Below are 16842 nucleotides of genomic sequence, written 5' to 3' on the forward strand. Positions count from 1 at the left end.
TATAATTTGCGCCACGCGAACTTTTGAGGCGTTGTTTTACTCCTTCCTAGCACCATGACGAATATTTCAAAAATCCTGCCTGCCACGAACGTGCTATTAAATCTTGAAGTTTCCAGCAAAAAGCGGGCTTTTGAACAAGCCGGACTTTTGTTCGAAAATAATTGCGGAATAGCCCGATCAACTGTGTCTGAAAACCTGTTCGCGCGCGAGCGTTTAGGCTCCACTGGCTTGGGACATGGCGTAGCAATTCCTCATGGGCGCATCAAAGGATTAAAAAAGCCTGTTGCGGCCTTCATCCGCTTGGCTGAGCCAATTCCATTTGAGTCGCCCGACGGCGAACCTGTGCATCTGCTGATCTTTTTGCTCATGCCTGACAATGTCACCAAGCAGCATTTGGCGATTCTGGCCGAAATCGCTGAGATGTTTTCCGACGCCACCGTGCGCAATGAACTCAGCACCGAAGCCGATGCAACCGCAGTGCATCAACGCCTGATGGCTTGGCAACCTCAAATAACGGCTTAATTAAGAATTCAGCAATAAAGCCTAGGCATTAGAGCGAGCGGCTGTGGTTAAGGGCGCTAATTAATGGCTATAATAGACCGTTAATTTAACTCGCTCTGGGTCACCCCTTCATGCCAAATCCTAGTACGCTTTCGATCCAAAACATCTACGAAGACAACCGCGATTTGCTCAAATTGGGCTGGTTTGCGGGCTGCTCGGGCGGCGATAAATTAATCTTTGGTGATGCCACATCTGCCGCTGACCAAGTTGGCCATTTAAACTTAATCCACCCAGGTCGGATTCAAGTCATGGGACACCAAGAAAAAGCCTACTACGAGCGCATCTCGGTCAATACCCGCGCTCACCTGTTCCGCGATCTGGTTGCGGGTGGCACGCCCGCGGTAATTATTGCTCAAGGCCTTGAAACGCCCGCCGATTTGATGGCGGTGTGCGACGACAATAATATTCCGCTGTTCTCTACCCCGCTGCCTTCCGCTCAAGTCATCGACTTCCTGCGCGTGTTTTTATCCAAACGTTTAGCGCAACAAACAACCATGCACGGCGTTTTCATGGACGTGCTCGGCGTTGGCGTGTTGATTACGGGCGAATCCGGTTTGGGCAAGAGCGAGTTGGGCTTGGAGTTGATTTCTCGTAGCCACGGTTTAGTGGCCGACGATGCGGTCGAGTTTTCGCGCATTGCGCCAAACATGATTGAAGGCCGCTGCCCGCCATTACTGCAAAATTTACTCGAAGTACGCGGCTTGGGCTTGTTGGATATTCGTGCCATTTTTGGGGAAACTGCGGTGCGCCGCAAAATGCGTTTGAAGTTGATCGTGCACCTAGTTCGGCGTAGCACGTTAGAAGAAAACTTTGAACGCTTGCCGATTGACGCGCAAACCGAAGAAGTGCTGGGCCTTGCCATCCGCAAAGTAACCATTCCAGTGGCCGCTGGTCGAAATATTGCGGTGTTGTTGGAGGCCGCGGTTCGGAACACGATTTTGCAGTTGCGCGGCATTGATACTCTCCAAGAATTCATGGAGCGACAACGCAAAGCCATGAGCGACGAAGAAGAGTAATCACCCACCTTTAACTCTGGAAAACCATGCGTATTTTTCTCATTTCAGGCATTTCGGGATCGGGTAAATCGGTCGCATTAAACGTTCTCGAAGACGCTGGTTTTTATTGCGTGGATAATCTTCCACCGTCGTTGTTATTGCAGTTAATTGATACCTTGGCACGCGATGGAATCGATAACGTTGCCGTTGCGATTGACGCGCGCAGTTCCAGTTCGATGGGCGGCTTAATCAATAGCATGCATCTGCTCAAATCACGCGGCCACCAACTTGATTTATTATTTCTGACGGCTAAAACCGACTCATTAATTGCCCGCTTTTCCGAAACCCGCCGCAGCCATCCGCTGTCGCACCGACTGCTGCCAGGTCAAAATCCAAACGATCCGCGCACGCTCATTGAGTGCATACACATCGAGCGCAAACTGCTCAGTGATATTGAAGTGCTGGCCGCCGTCATTGACACCTCTGGGCTTAAAGCCAATCAACTGCGTATTTGGATCAAAGATCTGGTCAAAATCGAACGTAGCAGCATCACGATCTTGTTTGAATCTTTCGCCTTCAAAGTTGGCGTGCCGCTCAATGCGGATTTAGTGTTTGACGTTCGGACGATTCCGAATCCACATTACGACGTTAATTTACGCCCGTTGACCGGCAAAGATTTGCCGGTCAAGCTGTTTTTGGAAGACCAAGAAGAAGCGCAAGAAATGCTCGGTGACATCAGCAGTTTTATTGAAAAATGGCTGCCCTCATTTAAATACGATAATCGCAGTTATCTCACTATTTGTATCGGCTGCACCGGCGGACAACATCGCTCGGTGTATTTTGTTGAGCAATTGGCTGAACGCTTCAAAGCCACCGAACAAGTCATTATCCGGCACCGCGAAATTCAATAATCGCCCACGCAATTTCACCTAAGCGCTGCATAAAAAATGGCTGAATTTCTTCAGCCATTTTTTTCATCAATTTGCGTTTGCTGCAAGCACGCCCCAGATAAACCTCACATCAGCACTTTACGCATCCTATCGCTGGTGTACCACAACGCCAACACAGCCAAGACGACGCAGGTAATGATCGGCGCCAACATATCCAGTGTCGTTACCACTTCGTTATTCAAAATTTTGGTCATTAATTGATTTTGCGAAATCAGCGGGATCCATTTAAACCACACTGGATCGGCGCCTTGCTTAAACATACTCATCATCGAAATCAACGGTGCAATCACAACCAAGAGCGTGGCGCGCGCTTGGGCTTCTTTATGTGTTTTGCCGTTAATTGCAATGGCGATTTGCAGAGCAGACAAACAAAAACCCAAGGGCAATAGCACCAGCACCATCATCAGCATTTCGGAGCCGCTAAACTGCAATAGAATTTTGACCGTTTCGTTCCGTATCAATAAGGACGAAGGGAAAATACTGAGCACACTAAATATCACCACCAACATCGTCAACGTGCTCACCGCTAACCACTTCCCAATCGCAAAAGTCCAGCTCGCTACCGGATTCATCATCAATGGTTCTAGCGACCCACGTTCGCGCTCACCCGCCGAGGTATCAATCGCGGCGTACAACCCAGCCGACACCATGGTCAACATTAACATCATCGACATCACACTTTTGAGTTGCGCGCCTGTATCGGCGGTGCGGCTTAAGTGACGTTCTTGTACATCGACCACGTTTAATATATCGGGCGATACACCGCGCATGGATAAATTCATCACCGCCATTTCGTTAGCAAAACTTTGCATTAAATGCTTCAGTGGACGGACACCGGTTTGGGTATCTTGATTGGCCACATCAAGCACGATGTACACGGTTGGTCGCTCGCCATGTGCTAGCTTGTCAGAGAAATCTTTATCGATCACCAAAACTGGATCAATCAGATTTTTGCTTTGTAATTGCTCTTCATAGTCAGCTGGTGCCTCTTTGATTTCGTATCCTTGGCGCTCGACAAAATTTTGGAATTGCGGTGCATTCTTAATTCCCGAAACCAAGATCACTTTTTTCTCAACTTGCTTTTCAATCCGATTCGTCATTTCTGACATAAAAATCATCATGAACGGCATACCAAATAAGGCCAGCACCACGACCATCATCATGGTGCGTTTGTCGCGCAGGCTGTCGAGCAATTCTTTATAGGCGATGGCTAGAATCATCTTCATACGGCACCTCGCAATTGTGCTTTCGATTCAAAGGCTAATTTAACAAAGGCATCTTCGAAATCGGTTTCGCCGGCTTGTTCCAATAGCTGCCCTACCGTTCCTTGCGCGACGGTATTGCCGTGCGCGACCACCACGACATCATCGCAAAGCCGTTCAACTTCTTGCATGATATGGGTTGAGAAAACAATACATTTACTACCGCCCTCAGGCGAACGCAGCCAACGCAAAAACTCACGTAAGGCGCGCGTCGCAACCACATCCAAACCATTGGTTGGTTCGTCCAAAATAATATTTTTTGGGTCGTGCACTAATGCGCGCGCCAAGGCGGTCTTCATTTTTTCGCCCTGACTAAATCCATCGCAGCGGCGCTCTAAGAGTGATTTTAAATCCAGCGCTTCGGCTAAAAAATCAGCCCGTTGATCGGCTTGTTGGCGCGACATGCCGTGCAAGACGCCGTAATAGACGATATTTTCACGCGCGGTTAAGCGTGGATATAAACCACGTGCATCCGACAGCACGCCCATTTTTGCTTGGGTGGTTTGTTCTCCAGCGTGAACCGCAACGCCATCGACCAAAATCTGTCCACCATCTTGTTTGAGTAACGCGGCAATCATACGCAAGGTGGTAGTTTTTCCCGCACCGTTTGCGCCCAACAGGCCGGTGACTTTTCCATCTTCTGCGGTAAAGCCGATATTTTTTACCGCCTGCACCACTTCGCCTTTGGAACGTGACCAACGCTTAGTGGATGGGCGGATGAATTGCTTGGATAGGTTTTCTACCACGATCATGGTTGCACCTCTTTCGCAACAGAAGTTGATGGCGCAGTGGGCGCGATCCAGACGCTAGGGCGGGGAATTTGCTTTACGCAAGACGCATCTACGTTAATCGCTTCTTGCTCGGATTTGGCATTAATAAAATCGGTCGCCACGTCAGCCAAGCAGGTTTGCGTTAGCACGCCGTGACCTGAGTTATCTAAGACGATATGACGCGTTTTTGCGCCCAAGGCTTTGGCGACCTGCGCTGCATGCCAAGGCGGAGTGACCGGATCAGCGCCGCCACTCAATAACAAGACTGGCGTGCTACTCACCGGCGTCGTATAAAAAGCTTGCGGTACGCTGCTGCGCGGCCAGTTCTTACAGACTTTCAAATACAGTTGTTTGTGTAAATCCCCGAAATCGTTGCCTTCCCGAGGCGGCGATGCATTCTTCAACATGCTGTCGTATTCTTCAGAACACACTACCGAAAAATGCATCCCGAACGAAATAGCGCCCGGATTTGGCAAACCGCCAGCGCCGCTTAAAGCGAGCAAGGGATTAAAGTTGCCGCGATTGGCTTGCAGAATAGCGTTAGGCAAACCGGCTGTGTTGACAGGGGTGTAAATAACGCGGCTCACCCAACCCAAGACATCGTCGCGGGTAATGGTGACCGATTCGGTAGTTCCTAAACGGGGGTGCGTTAATTGGGTCTTTTGCGGCAAACCAGCCAATAATTTTTTCCAATCTTGCTGCAACCTTGGATAGGCTTTTTGGCAGAGGGCATCTTTACTGCAATCGTCAAATAGGCGATTCAAGGATTTCTGTAAATCGTCATCGGCCAGCATGACCTCAGGCTGAACCACGCCATCCAAAATCGTACGATGCACATTTGCTGGGAACTGGCGCACGTATTCCAGCGCGGCGCGTGTTCCATACGAAATTCCAATCAAGTCGATTTGCGGATAATTTAACGCTGCGCGCACCGCATCTAAATCTTGCATGGCGATGCTGGTGGTGTACCAACGTAAATCACCGTGTGGTAATTTCTCCAGCTTGGTCTTGCATTTTAAGATTTCCTGCACTTCAAAATCGGGCTGGCCGATGCCACTCAAGCCGTCGCTTTCGGGACATTCTAGCGGCGCAGATTTACCCGTGCCGCGTTGATCGACGAAGACCAAATCATGCCGCCGCTGCAGTTTCTCAAATAAAGTTTGCATCCAACTTGCCACGCTAATCGCGCTCTGTCCTGGGCCGCCGGCTAACAAGAAAATCGGATCCGGCGCTTTGCTTTTGTCTTGCGCTGGCAGCACAATAAAATGCAAATCAATTTGCTTGCCGCTCGGCTCATTCGGATTTAACGGTCGCTTTAATTGGCCGCATTGCACCTGCTGGGCGAAGCCTTCGACCCGACACGAATGGAGCAAGTCGGTAGCCTGCGCGGCAGAATGGTTCAACGAGAAAAAGGCGAACAACAAAGAGGGAATCAATTTAGGAAGAGAAAACTTCCGCAGCGGGGAATGATTCATTGTTACTCTCGGAATAACGAAGGAGCAACGATTCTACCTTTAGTTAAATGACAGCAACAATAATTTTTTAATCGGCGCGGGCAACGGTGCGTCGGCGCAACGCTCTAGCGGATACCAAACGTAGGCATCCTCCGCGATTGCTGTTGTCCGTTGCTTTAAGGTGCAACGATAAGGCGTGATGTCGAGCTTGTAATGGCTGAATGCATGGCTGATTTGATCGAGTTTTTGTACCGCATCGAGTTCACCAAAGGCGTCCAAGGCGCGTTGGAAATTGGAGCGCAGTTCTGCGGCAATCGAGGGATTTTCAGAGTCTTCTGGGTCGAGAAAATCGAGTTCAGGCAATGAAAATAAGCCACCCCAAATCCCGCTCTCGGGCCGTTTTTCCAATAACACCTGCTCGTTATCGACCACCATCAACATGATGACTTGTTTGGTCGGCGTGATTTTCTTAGCCTTTTTAGTAGGCAACTCAGCAACCCGATTGGTCGCTAACGCCACGCATCTTTTTTGTAGGGGACAAACCAGACAAAGCGGCTTAGTTCGAGTGCACAAAGTCGCACCCAAATCCATTAAGCCCTGGGTGTAGGCTTGGATTTTTTCGGTCTCGCGTGCATCGGGCATTAAGGCTTCGGCGCGTTGCCACAAGTCTTCTTCAACGACCCGGGTCGAAGGCAATCCGTCAATGCCAAACACGCGGGTAAATACGCGCTTCACATTGCCATCCAAAATCGCAGCGCGCGCGCCGTAGGAAAATGCGGCGATTGCTGCCGCAGTCGAGCGACCTATGCCGGGCAAATCGGCGAGCAATTCTGGCTGATGCGGGAACACGCCGTTGTATTCAGCCACTACCCGCTTAGCGCAAGCGTGCAGGTTTCGAGCGCGGGTGTAATAGCCAAGGCCACTCCAATGCGACATGACCTGTTCGCTGCTGGCTTTGGCGAGGTCGAAAACCGTCGGAAAACTGCTGAGAAATTTTTGATAGTAGGGAATGACCGCGGTTACCTGAGTCTGCTGCAACATGATTTCAGATAACCAAACGCGGTATGCTTCGCGGCTTTGCTGCCACGGCAAACTGTGTCTGCCGTGGACTTTTTGCCAGTTGACGACATCGTCCGAAAAGCTCGGATCGGCGTATGGATTTACTTCGGAATGACTGGCGCTATCTTGTTCAGAAACCGATTTTACAAGTCGCTTCAAGCTGCCACCGGTATATTTCCAATTGTGCCCGCCAAGGCGGAATTGATTTCAGCCTCGAGTTCAGCCAAGCCATTTTTGAGGCCTTCCAAATCCGACTGCATCACTTCAAACGACATAATTTTGTCTTCTAAACTGTCGGTTGCCATGTGGATGCGCTGTATCGATTGCATGCGATTTTTTAGCTGAGATTTGTGCTCTTGAATTTGCGCTTCCAGCGGTGCCATGATCGCTTTTTGCCACGCTTCGACGTCACGATTGGCGCTTAAAAAACATTGCTTAACGCGATTGGCGATCGAATCAAAAAACTTTTGCATCAAGGCCACGCGCGAATTGGTCATCAAAGTTACTACGCCAAATTGCTGATGGAACACCGCTTCAACGGCATCTAATTCGGCGCGGTATTTGTCCAATGAGAATGGCATCGGCGTGCTTAAAGCCAGACCGTGTTCGGTTGAGAATTTTTTGTACATGATGCTCATCATTTCAAAAATCTCATTGGTCTTTTGATTGGACATATGCAAATTGCGCTTATTGCGCGCGAAGAATTCTTTGACCGCATCGACTAAGCCGGCTGATAAGCGGCTATTAGCCATCGTGTCGCGGGTGCGGCGCACTTCTTCTTTCAAAATATCCATACCGAGGCTGGTGAACACTTCGGTCGATAAGCGCGTAAATACGGCGCGCGTTCCTTGCAACTTCATCAGACTTTGATCGAATTCTTGCTTCTCGATTTCGACGCGCTTCATCATGTGCTCGATGACTTTTTTGTTCTTACCGCGCAGGCTTTTTAATTCAGACAATTGCTCAAAAACGCCACGATGCCGCGCTCCCAGCAAGGAATGTTGTACTGCCAACAGGCCGTGAATATCTTTGTTTAATTGGGTCCGAATAATTTCTTGTTTTGCGGGGATCAATTCATCCGACAAGGCGTATTCCAATTTAGGCAAGCGGCTTTTAGCCAGCAAATGCGCGTCGCCATGAATTTTTGCGACCAAACCTTTTTGCGCCGAAACTGGGAAAATTTGGTTCTCTTGCAGCGATAACAGATGTGCGGCGGTCGTGATTTGGCTCTTAATTTGACTTTCGACTTCGGCTTCCGAACGCAGCTCGTCCCACATGCTGTCGATCTTATTCAAAATCACCATACGCCCTGGACCAGCACCAATATGATTGCGCCACACGTCGATATCGCTCTTGGTTACGCCAGTGTCGGCGGCCAAAATAAACAACACCGCATGCGCGTTGGGAATCAAGTTCAAGGTCAACTCTGGTTCCGTACCAATTGCGTTCAAGCCCGGCGTGTCAACAATGATCAAACCGTCTTTTAATAGTGGATGCGGGAAATTGATAATCGCGTGCCGCCATTGCGATACTTCAACCATGCCTTGCTCATCCAACTCCAAGGCGGCATCGGGATCGTCCTCGTCGTACAAACCATAGGATTTGGCTTCGGCCACGGTGACGCGCTTGGTTAAGCTGACTTGCTTGAACGCTTCGAGCATGCCTTCGGACGATTTAATATTGAGCGGCAGCACCGTCCAAACTTGGTTTTGGGCTTTAAATTCACTGGTAGTTTGGGATTCGGCGCGGGTTTCGATCGGCAGCAAGCGAATGCTAGGCGGGAAAGTTTCGTCGTACAGCAGCTCAGTCGGACACATGGTGGTGCGCCCAGCCGAGGACGGCAGAATGCGCTGGCCGTAATCGGCAAAGAAAATGGCGTTAATTAACTCCGATTTACCGCGCGAAAATTCGGCAACGAAAGCAATGGTTAATTTGTCGTCGGTCAGTTTTTCAAGCAAATGGGTGATGCGTTGCTCTGTGACCGCATCGGAAGTATCAGCAGCCCGCGTCCATGCGCGATAACGATGCAATGCACTAATTACTCCACTGCGCCATTCGCTATATTGCTGAAACTTTTTCACAAGATTGCTCATGATTTCCCCGAATTGTATTCACTCTTAAGAAGTTAATTATAATTTTTAACGTTTTATTGCGGCTATTTTTGACATTTTACACAGTAAAAAGTCGAACGTTGCCCTTGTTTAACTTGTTGGATAATAGAGTTGCATTTGCGACATGGCAACTCATTCCTGTCGTAAACATAATAATTTTGCTGAAAATAGCCAGAATTTCCGTTTACAGCAACAAAATCGCGCAAAGTGCTGCCGCCTTGCACGATGGCTTCCGCCAAAATTTCTTTAATAACCTGCGCCAGTTTTTTGTAGCGCGCCAAGCTGATTCGTTGCACGGAAGAGAAAGGACTAATTCCAGCGCGAAACAGACTCTCTGAAGCATAGATGTTCCCGACGCCAACTACAATATTCCCCGCCAATAACATTTGCTTGATCTCCAGCTTTTTGTTGCGGGTGGCTTTGTATAACACCGTGCCGTCAAATTCTTCGGTCAAGGGCTCAACGCCAAGTCGTTGAAATAATGGATGATTTTGCACATCTCCAGCGGCATTGTCGTGCCACAACACGGCCCCGAAACGACGCGGATCGGTCATTCTTAGAACTTGCTTTCCGAATCCGATATCAATGTGATCGTGCAGCTTGGCCGGGGTATTTTTTGGCAAAATCCGCAGATGACCAGACATGCCCAGATGAATAATGAGCACGCCATGTTGAAACACAATCAGCAAATACTTTCCTCGTCGGGCGGTGCTGAGCACGGTTTTTCCCAGCAATTGCTGTTCTAAATCGTCGGGAAAAGGCCAACGCAATCCGCTGCGCCGCATCACCACCGATGTGACGCGCTCGCCGAGCAAATGAGGACTAACGCCTAAACGGGTAACTTCAACTTCGGGTAATTCGGGCATAATTCTGTCTATTCACATTGTTTGTTTATCGCCAACTTGCTAGATTAATAGTGCCAACGCATTTTCCACTAAACCGCACAAGTTCGATAAAAATGTAACGTATTTGCACTATATTGCAGTACAGATACCAATCTATATAAAATTAAAACTGCCATTCCAACAGGATTATCTCTTGAAAATTTCTTCCTCCATTGTAACTCTGCTACCGCTGGTATTGATATGCGGCATCTTTTCTGGCTGCACGACGGTTGCCCCACCTGCGCCTGAAACGGCAACGATTACCGTCGCCCCAGAACCGATGCCAGTAGCACCGGAAGAAACTCCTGCACCAAGCAAAGAAGACTTGCCCAATGTCGCGCTGACCGATGAGATTCTATTTAAAGTCGTCTCGGCTGAAATCGCCTTCCAACGCGGTGATTTCCCCGCCGCCTACGCCACCACGATGGCTGTCGCGCAACAAACCCGCGATCCGCGATTACCCAAACGGGCGATGGAAATGGCCTTAATTGCCAAGCAGCCCTTGCAGGCCTTTGTTGCCGCGCGCATGTGGCATGAGTATTCGCCTAATTCAGAAGAAGCGACCCAATATTATTTAGGCTTCATGGTAATCAATAACAATTTTGACGAAGTAACTTCGATTGTTAGCAAGCGCCTTGAAGAAGCCACGCCCAAAGAGCGCGGCTTGATCATTCTGCAAACCCAACGTTTGGTCATGCGCGCTAACAATAAAGAAGCCGCCTTTGGCGTGTTAGAAAATCTTTACAAGCCTTATCCTGATTACATTGAAACCCACCTCGCTTTAGCGCAAGCCGCTTTTGCCAGCAGCAATAGCGTGCGCGCGATGGTGGAAGCGCATGCCGCGCAAAAAATCGATCCAACGTCACAATTGGCAGTGATGACTTTGGCGCAGGTGAGCCCATCACCAGAGAGCGCCTTAAAAGCGCTCGAAAACTTCTTAAACGACAATCCAAAATCGCTCGAAGTTCGGCGCGCTTATGCGGGCATGTTGATCGAGCAAAAACAATTTAATTTAGCGCGTACCCAGTTCCTGTTATTACAAGCTGCGCAGCCACAAGACCCAGCGTTGATGTACACAATGGGCGTTTTATCGCTGCAACTCAACGATATTGCCGCCGCCGAAAAAAACCTCGCCGCCTTCGTACAAGCAGCCGATAACGCGCCAAATGAACAACGCGATCCAACCACGGCGCTGCTGTATTTATCGCAAATTGCCGATGACCGCAAAGACGGGGTTGCTGCATTGGATTGGCTCAGCAAAGTGCAATCGTATGACGGAAAAAATGCGGCGTATTTAAACGCGCAATTGCGCCGCGCCGTGCTCATTTCAAAATACCAAAACGTGGAACAAGCGCTGGATTTTTTGCATGAACTCAAAGGCACGCCCGAAGAGATGGTGCAAGTAGTTCAATTAGAGGCCGAATTATTACGCAACGCCAAGCGCGACAAAGAAGCCTTGGCGCTGCTAGAAAAGTCGACCGAAACCTATCCCAACAATCCCGACCTGCTCTACGACTACGCGATGCTGGCGGAGAAATTTGACCAAGTTGGCGACATGGAAAAAGCGTTGCGCCATGTCATTGCGATCAACCCTGAAAATCAGCACGCATACAACGCATTAGGGTACTCGCTAGCGGACCGCAATTTGCGCCTACCCGAAGCGCGTAGCCTGATTGAAAAAGCACTGTCGCTTGCGCCCGACGATGCGTTTATTATCGACAGCATGGGTTGGTTGGAATACCGCGAAAAAAATTACGACACCTCGGTCAAATTATTGCAACGCGCCTACAAACTGCGACCCGACACGGAAATCGGCGCGCATTTGGGTGAAGTGTTGTGGACTAGCGGCGACCAAGAAAATGCGAAAGCAATATTTAAAGAAGCGCTGCAAAAAGATCCCGCCAATAGCGTGTTAAAAGATGCGCTTGAACGCCTAAAAATTAGTCTTTAATTGCCCCAACATCTCTTAGCAATTGGCGTATCTCAGCGAGATACGCCTTTTAAATTTATGTCAAATCGATTTTATCTAACTACCCTATCAGTCCACCATCGCGCCATTCGGCAATTAGGTTTAGCGATATTGATTGCGCTCCTAACCGCGCTTGCCGGTTGCGCTAGCACCGCGCTGACTCCGGCGCAAATCGCAGCAGCCAACAGCAGTCGCGCCTACGCGCAAAAGATTGAGGTCTCAGGCCGCCTTTCCGCGCAATATGAATCCATGAGCGGGCCACAGTCGATTCATATTAATTTCACCTGGTCGCAAACACCCGAGCAGACCTTGATCTCCCTAGGCTCGCCTACCGGACAAACCGTGGCAACCATTTTGATCAATGACCAAGGCGCGCTGCTAACGCAGACCGATAAGCCGCCGCGTTCGGCCAATGATCCGAATCAATTATTTTTAGAAATGCTGGGTTGGCCTTTACCCATAGCTGGGTTGCGTGATTGGTTGCAAGGCTTTATCAAGCCAGATCATCAACTTGCAGCAACTCCCAGCGATACAAATCGCAGCTTTAACGCCGAAGGTTGGGATTTACGTTATCCGACCTGGGAAATCGGCCAACACAGCGCTCGCCCGAAACGCATCGATTTATCGCGCCAAACAGAGCAAGCAGGTTTAGTGTCGTTGCGCGTAGTGATCGACGAATGGAGCACTCAGCCATGATAAAAATTGGCGAAACCTACTTAGAGAATTGCCCAGCACCGGCCAAGTTAAACCTGTTTTTGCATGTCACCGGACGGCGCGACGATGGCTATCACTTGCTGGAATCGGCTTTTCAGCTATTAGATCACAGCGATTTATTGCACTTTAAGCTACGCAGCGACGGGCAGATTTTGCGCACCAACGATGTGCCCGGCGTTCCCCAAGAATCCGACTTGGTCATTCGCGCTGCCAAATTATTGCAACGTCATTCAGGTAGCCAACTTGGTGCGGAAATCACCTTGGACAAGAAGTTACCAATGGGCGGCGGATTGGGCGGCGGCTCGTCCGATGCAGCAACGACCTTGATTGCGCTAAATCGCTTATGGAATAGCAAACTCTCGCGCCAACAGTTAATGGAACTTGGATTGAAGTTGGGCGCCGATGTGCCGTTCTTTTTATTCGGGCAAAACGCCTTTGCGCAAGGCATAGGAGAAGCCTTAACGCCATTACAAACACCGGATTGTTGGTATGTAGTGATTGAACCGGGAGTATCGGCACCAACTGCCGCAATATTTTCATCAAAAGCGTTGACAAGAAACAGCCCATCCATTAAAGTGTCGGACTTCCAACGTTACCCGCAAGGAACTTGGAAAAATGATTTGCAGAGCGTCGCAATTCAACTGTTCCCTGAAATTTTAGCTGCATTAGACTGGCTAAACGCTTACGGAACTGCTAAAATGACGGGCTCTGGTTCTTGTGTATTTTGTGCTTGCGACAGTGAAGAAACCGCAAACCAAATTCTCAAAAACGTTCCAAAAAAACCACATAGTTGGAATGCTTGGAAAGCCAAAACGTTACATCAACATCCGTTAGCTAATTGGTTAGCAGATTGATTTAGTGGCAACAATTGGCAGCAATAATTAACGGCACGTATTTACTCGCTTGGTAAATTCAAAATAATAAGCAGACAGTTTTACTTTTATCGTTGCAACAACAAAACGATAAAAACGTAGGGGATTCGCCAAGTTGGTTAAGGCACTGGATTTTGATTCCAGCATGCGGAGGTTCGAGTCCTCCATCCCCTGCCAAATACAAGCCGCCGCATTAAAAAGATGCGGCGGCTTTTTAAGTTTAAACCCAGTCTAAATGCAGCTTGAGCTAATTTGCATCTCATCAAGTTCGCTGTATTGACAGTCGAGTATTCTTAAGTCTTCGATTTCACTTCGCGCGAAAAAATAATCGACTATGATTATTTTAGGATCAGTTGAATAGGACTTACTCACCTGAGTCTCTTTGAAATAACAATCTCGCCTAGAGGCAGCCATGGCAAACGATAATTTGATGGTCTTCACGGGTAACGCCAATCCAGCTTTAGCAGCAGGCGTTGCAAAACAACTCGGTTTGTCGCTTGGCAAAGCCGTAGTGTCCAAATTTTCCGATGGTGAAATCACCGTTGAAATCAACGAAAACGTACGCGGTAAAGACGTTTTCATTATTCAATCAACCTGCGTTCCAACCAACGACAGCTTGATGGAATTGATGTTGATGGTCGATGCGCTCAAGCGCTCTTCCGCCGGTCGCATCACCGCGGCGATTCCGTATTTTGGTTACGCCCGTCAAGATCGCCGCCCACGCTCAGCGCGTGTTGCGATTTCGGCTAAGGTCGTTGCTAACATGCTCGAAGAAGTTGGCGTTGAACGCGTCATCATCATGGATTTGCATGCTGACCAAATTCAAGGGTTCTTTGATATCCCGGTGGATAACATCTACGCATCACCAATTTTGTTGCGTGATTTATTGACCAAAAACTACGAAGATTTATTAGTTGTTTCACCAGACGTTGGCGGCGTGGTTCGCGCCCGCGCTTTGGCTAAACATTTGAACTGCGACTTAGCCATTATTGATAAACGCCGTCCAAAAGCCAATGTGTCTGAAGTCATGAACATCATCGGTGAAGTCGAAGGTCGTAACTGCGTAATCATGGATGACATGGTTGACACCGCAGGCACCTTGACTAAAGCGGCGGAAGTATTAAAAGAACGCGGCGCGAAAAAAGTATTAGCGTATTGCACCCACCCAGTGTTATCGGGCCCAGCAATTCAGCGCATTAGCGATTCACCATTGGATGAATTAGTCGTTACCGACACGATTCCCTTGTCCGCAGCAGCATTAGCTTGCGGCAAAATCCGTCAGTTGTCGTGCGACGCGATTTTGGCAGAAACAATTCGTCGTATTACCAAGGGCGATTCGGTGATGTCCTTGTTTGCTGATTAAGAATAAGTTTAGTTTTTGGGATAATCGTTTTGATTATTCTTTTTTGTTCCCTGGTCGCGGGGAACTTAACGCAAAAGGTCACTTTTGCACATTTTGGAGTATCACATGAAAGTTATTGCATTTAAACGCGAATTACAGGGCACCGGAGCGAGCCGCCGCCTGCGTAAATCTGGTCAAACTCCTGGTATCGTCTACGGCGGTGCAGCAGCGCCAGTTTCGATTACTTTGGATCACAACGCGCTCTACCATGCGTTGAAAAAAGAAGTGTTCCATTCATCCATCTTGGATTTGGAAATTGATGGCGTCGTAGAAAAAGTATTGTTGCGTGACTTCCAAGTCCACGCGTACAAACAATTAGTTTTGCACGCTGATTTCCAACGTGTTGACGCTAACCACAAGATCCACGTTAAGGTTCCTCTGCATTTCATCAACGCTGACGTTTCTCCAGCGGTGAAATTGCACGCTGCTGTTATCAGCCACGTCATGGTTGAATTGGAAGTTTCTTGCTTGCCAGGTCAATTGCCTGAGTTCATCACTGCTGATTTGTCCAACTTAGATGCTGGTCAATCATTGCACGTGAAAGACATCGTATTGCCAGAAGGCGTTACAGCAATTACTCACGGCGACAACCAAACTGTTGCGATCGCCGTTGTTCCAGCAGGTGCTACTTCTGCTGAAGCCGAAGCTGAAAAGAAATAATCAGATTTATTTCTGGTTGTTAAAGAAGCCGCCTTCGGGCGGTTTTTTTATGGGCGCTTTTGGGTATTTTATTTGTCCGACCTAACGATAAGTAATCGTGAAATTAACCGCCCCGTTAGCCGAACCCGGGCTAGGAAAAGCATCGATGCTAGTGCGAATATAGCGCGCCGATAAGGGTAACGACATCGCTCCGTTGCTTAGCTTGGCTAATGCGGTGCTAATTCCCGCACCTATCGGCAGTGGCGTGACGCCATCTTCACCCAACAATTGAATCGCCACACCCGAAGCGGTCGAGGTTGAATCTAAACTAAAAACACCATTGGCATTATCAATCACTGCAGAACCTTTAATTGGTTCGATTTCAATCATCGCATAAACATTGGAAAACCAGTTATTCGGGATGGTGCTGTATTCCCCAGTAGTACAGGAATTTAGACCAATCTGAAACCCAACAGCGCTCGTGGTCGAACCGGGCAGTTTAAAGTGAAACTGATCCCAATTTTTTAATCCGACTGAAATTTGATTCGCAGCCGCCGCATTAACCTTGCAACCATCTTGGTATACCGTGCCAGTAACAGCAAAAGTGAAGGCAGCGGTATACACACCTCTTTGCTCATAACCAACTTCGTAGCGCGTATTGACTACATGATTGCCAGAGGGAATAGGCCCTGTTTTAACCAAGTAATAACTTGTTTTGAAATTGGCGCTATTGCGATTCTTCAACCGAGTTGGGAATACCACAGATCCGGTCTGACTACCATCAACTGGATGGAACGATCCGATAAACCGCACAGCAAGGCCAATGCCGGCAACATTGGTTTTAAAGACCGAATTGCCCCAGATACTATCTAAACCAGCGATATTGATCGCGCTTCCCAGCAGTACGCCGCTCTTGCCACCAACCACGCGACAATCGAGGAAATCATTACCGCCATCGGTGCCACGGTACTGCATCGTCACAAACCGCGATTGCTTGTCGTGCACAATTACCGAACCAATCGGAGCATCCAAGGGAATCCGCGCGCTGCCAAAACTATTATCGGCACTCAAGGGCGTCGGATTACAAGTTTGCTGCGCCACGCAAAGCGGAGCCCAGCAAAACCAAGCCGCAACGAACAGCATCAAACGCGCCGTCTGCGCTGAACAAGTTGCCATTGAGCGGGCAAATTTTTGCATTGA

The 16842-nt window shown here is 48.8% G+C and carries 15 protein-coding genes and 1 tRNA gene; 9 read left to right on the top strand and 7 right to left on the bottom strand.

Annotation, left to right across the window (positions count from 1 at the left end):
• Positions 1 to 54: 54 nt before the first annotated feature.
• The 3 genes from E2I14_RS12415 to rapZ all read left to right on the top strand — a co-directional run bounded on the left by E2I14_RS12415 (position 55) and on the right by rapZ (position 2467).
• The gene (locus tag E2I14_RS12415) at positions 55 to 522 is read left to right on the top strand and encodes a PTS sugar transporter subunit IIA (protein ID WP_133328980.1); all 468 of its coding nucleotides are present in this window, start codon (positions 55 to 57) and stop codon (positions 520 to 522) included.
• A 110-nt stretch (positions 523 to 632) separates the two neighbouring features.
• On the top strand, positions 633 to 1577 hold the full coding sequence (gene hprK / locus E2I14_RS12420) for an HPr(Ser) kinase/phosphatase (RefSeq protein WP_133328982.1): 945 nt from the start codon (positions 633 to 635) through the stop codon (positions 1575 to 1577).
• Positions 1578 to 1603: 26 nt separating this feature from the next.
• On the top strand, positions 1604 to 2467 hold the full coding sequence (gene rapZ, locus E2I14_RS12425; RefSeq protein WP_133328984.1) for an RNase adapter RapZ: 864 nt from the start codon (positions 1604 to 1606) through the stop codon (positions 2465 to 2467).
• 104 nt (positions 2468 to 2571) lie between these two features.
• Here the strand turns inward: rapZ and E2I14_RS12430 are convergent, their stop codons facing one another.
• The 6 genes from E2I14_RS12430 to mutM form a co-directional block, all read right to left on the bottom strand.
• A complete protein-coding gene (locus tag E2I14_RS12430; protein WP_133328986.1) occupies positions 2572 to 3732 on the bottom strand; it encodes an ABC transporter permease in 1161 nt (386 codons plus the stop codon).
• The gene (locus tag E2I14_RS12435) at positions 3729 to 4520 is read right to left on the bottom strand and encodes an ABC transporter ATP-binding protein (protein ID WP_133328988.1); all 792 of its coding nucleotides are present in this window, start codon (positions 4518 to 4520) and stop codon (positions 3729 to 3731) included. The genes E2I14_RS12430 and E2I14_RS12435 overlap by 4 nt, the downstream gene beginning before the upstream one ends.
• Entirely contained in the window at positions 4517 to 6013 is a 1497-nt protein-coding gene (locus tag E2I14_RS12440) for an alpha/beta hydrolase (RefSeq protein WP_133328990.1), read from the bottom strand. The genes E2I14_RS12435 and E2I14_RS12440 overlap by 4 nt, the downstream gene beginning before the upstream one ends.
• A gap of 39 nt (positions 6014 to 6052) precedes the next feature.
• Positions 6053 to 7210 (bottom strand): A/G-specific adenine glycosylase, encoded by a 1158-nt coding sequence (mutY, locus tag E2I14_RS12445; RefSeq protein ID WP_133328992.1) that lies wholly within the window; start codon positions 7208 to 7210, stop codon positions 6053 to 6055.
• A complete protein-coding gene (locus tag E2I14_RS12450) occupies positions 7207 to 9144 on the bottom strand; it encodes a dynamin family protein (RefSeq protein WP_133328994.1) in 1938 nt (645 codons plus the stop codon). The genes mutY and E2I14_RS12450 overlap by 4 nt, the downstream gene beginning before the upstream one ends.
• Positions 9145 to 9206: 62 nt before the next feature.
• Complete coding sequence (gene mutM / locus E2I14_RS12455) at positions 9207 to 10028, bottom strand: bifunctional DNA-formamidopyrimidine glycosylase/DNA-(apurinic or apyrimidinic site) lyase (RefSeq protein ID WP_133328996.1); 822 nt, start codon at positions 10026 to 10028, stop codon at positions 9207 to 9209.
• A 172-nt stretch (positions 10029 to 10200) separates the two neighbouring features.
• Here mutM and E2I14_RS12460 point away from each other — a divergent pair, with 172 nt between their 5' ends.
• From E2I14_RS12460 to E2I14_RS12485, 6 genes are all read left to right on the top strand, one after another.
• Positions 10201 to 11997, top strand: a complete 1797-nt coding sequence (locus E2I14_RS12460; RefSeq protein ID WP_227544725.1) for a tetratricopeptide repeat protein — start codon at positions 10201 to 10203, stop codon at positions 11995 to 11997.
• Between the two features lie 57 nt (positions 11998 to 12054).
• Entirely contained in the window at positions 12055 to 12711 is a 657-nt protein-coding gene (locus E2I14_RS12465) for an outer membrane lipoprotein LolB (RefSeq protein ID WP_133329000.1), read from the top strand.
• Positions 12708 to 13583, top strand: coding sequence for a 4-(cytidine 5'-diphospho)-2-C-methyl-D-erythritol kinase (gene ispE, locus E2I14_RS12470; RefSeq protein WP_133329002.1), 876 nt, complete (start codon positions 12708 to 12710; stop codon positions 13581 to 13583). Before E2I14_RS12465 ends, ispE begins: the two co-directional genes overlap by 4 nt.
• A 118-nt stretch (positions 13584 to 13701) precedes the next feature.
• Positions 13702 to 13778 (top strand) — tRNA-Gln (locus tag E2I14_RS12475).
• 235 nt (positions 13779 to 14013) lie between these two features.
• A complete protein-coding gene (locus E2I14_RS12480; RefSeq protein ID WP_133329004.1) occupies positions 14014 to 14964 on the top strand; it encodes a ribose-phosphate pyrophosphokinase in 951 nt (316 codons plus the stop codon).
• 105 nt (positions 14965 to 15069) lie between these two features.
• Positions 15070 to 15663, top strand: a complete 594-nt coding sequence (locus E2I14_RS12485) for a 50S ribosomal protein L25/general stress protein Ctc (RefSeq protein WP_133329006.1) — start codon at positions 15070 to 15072, stop codon at positions 15661 to 15663.
• Positions 15664 to 15744: 81 nt separating this feature from the next.
• On the opposite strand, the gene E2I14_RS12490 is transcribed toward E2I14_RS12485, so the two are convergent.
• Entirely contained in the window at positions 15745 to 16839 is a 1095-nt protein-coding gene (locus E2I14_RS12490) for a fimbrial protein (RefSeq protein WP_165967824.1), read from the bottom strand.
• Positions 16840 to 16842: the final 3 nt, after the last annotated feature.

This window comes from Sapientia aquatica (assembly GCF_004358105.1).
Lineage (GTDB): Bacteria > Pseudomonadota > Gammaproteobacteria > Burkholderiales > Burkholderiaceae_D > Solimicrobium > Solimicrobium aquaticum.

Coding starts and splice junctions, on each gene's coding strand:
- E2I14_RS12450 (WP_133328994.1), bottom strand. CDS start 9,144: ATGAGCAATCTTGTGAAAAAGTTTCAGCAATATAGCGAATGGCGCAGT.
- E2I14_RS12440 (WP_133328990.1), bottom strand. CDS start 6,013: ATGAATCATTCCCCGCTGCGGAAGTTTTCTCTTCCTAAATTGATTCCC.
- E2I14_RS12480 (WP_133329004.1), top strand. CDS start 14,014: ATGGCAAACGATAATTTGATGGTCTTCACGGGTAACGCCAATCCAGCT.
- rapZ (WP_133328984.1), top strand. CDS start 1,604: ATGCGTATTTTTCTCATTTCAGGCATTTCGGGATCGGGTAAATCGGTC.
- E2I14_RS12490 (WP_165967824.1), bottom strand. CDS start 16,839: ATGCAAAAATTTGCCCGCTCAATGGCAACTTGTTCAGCGCAGACGGCG.
- E2I14_RS12430 (WP_133328986.1), bottom strand. CDS start 3,732: ATGAAGATGATTCTAGCCATCGCCTATAAAGAATTGCTCGACAGCCTG.
- E2I14_RS12415 (WP_133328980.1), top strand. CDS start 55: ATGACGAATATTTCAAAAATCCTGCCTGCCACGAACGTGCTATTAAAT.
- hprK (WP_133328982.1), top strand. CDS start 633: ATGCCAAATCCTAGTACGCTTTCGATCCAAAACATCTACGAAGACAAC.
- mutM (WP_133328996.1), bottom strand. CDS start 10,028: ATGCCCGAATTACCCGAAGTTGAAGTTACCCGTTTAGGCGTTAGTCCT.
- E2I14_RS12435 (WP_133328988.1), bottom strand. CDS start 4,520: ATGATCGTGGTAGAAAACCTATCCAAGCAATTCATCCGCCCATCCACT.
- E2I14_RS12465 (WP_133329000.1), top strand. CDS start 12,055: ATGTCAAATCGATTTTATCTAACTACCCTATCAGTCCACCATCGCGCC.
- ispE (WP_133329002.1), top strand. CDS start 12,708: ATGATAAAAATTGGCGAAACCTACTTAGAGAATTGCCCAGCACCGGCC.
- E2I14_RS12485 (WP_133329006.1), top strand. CDS start 15,070: ATGAAAGTTATTGCATTTAAACGCGAATTACAGGGCACCGGAGCGAGC.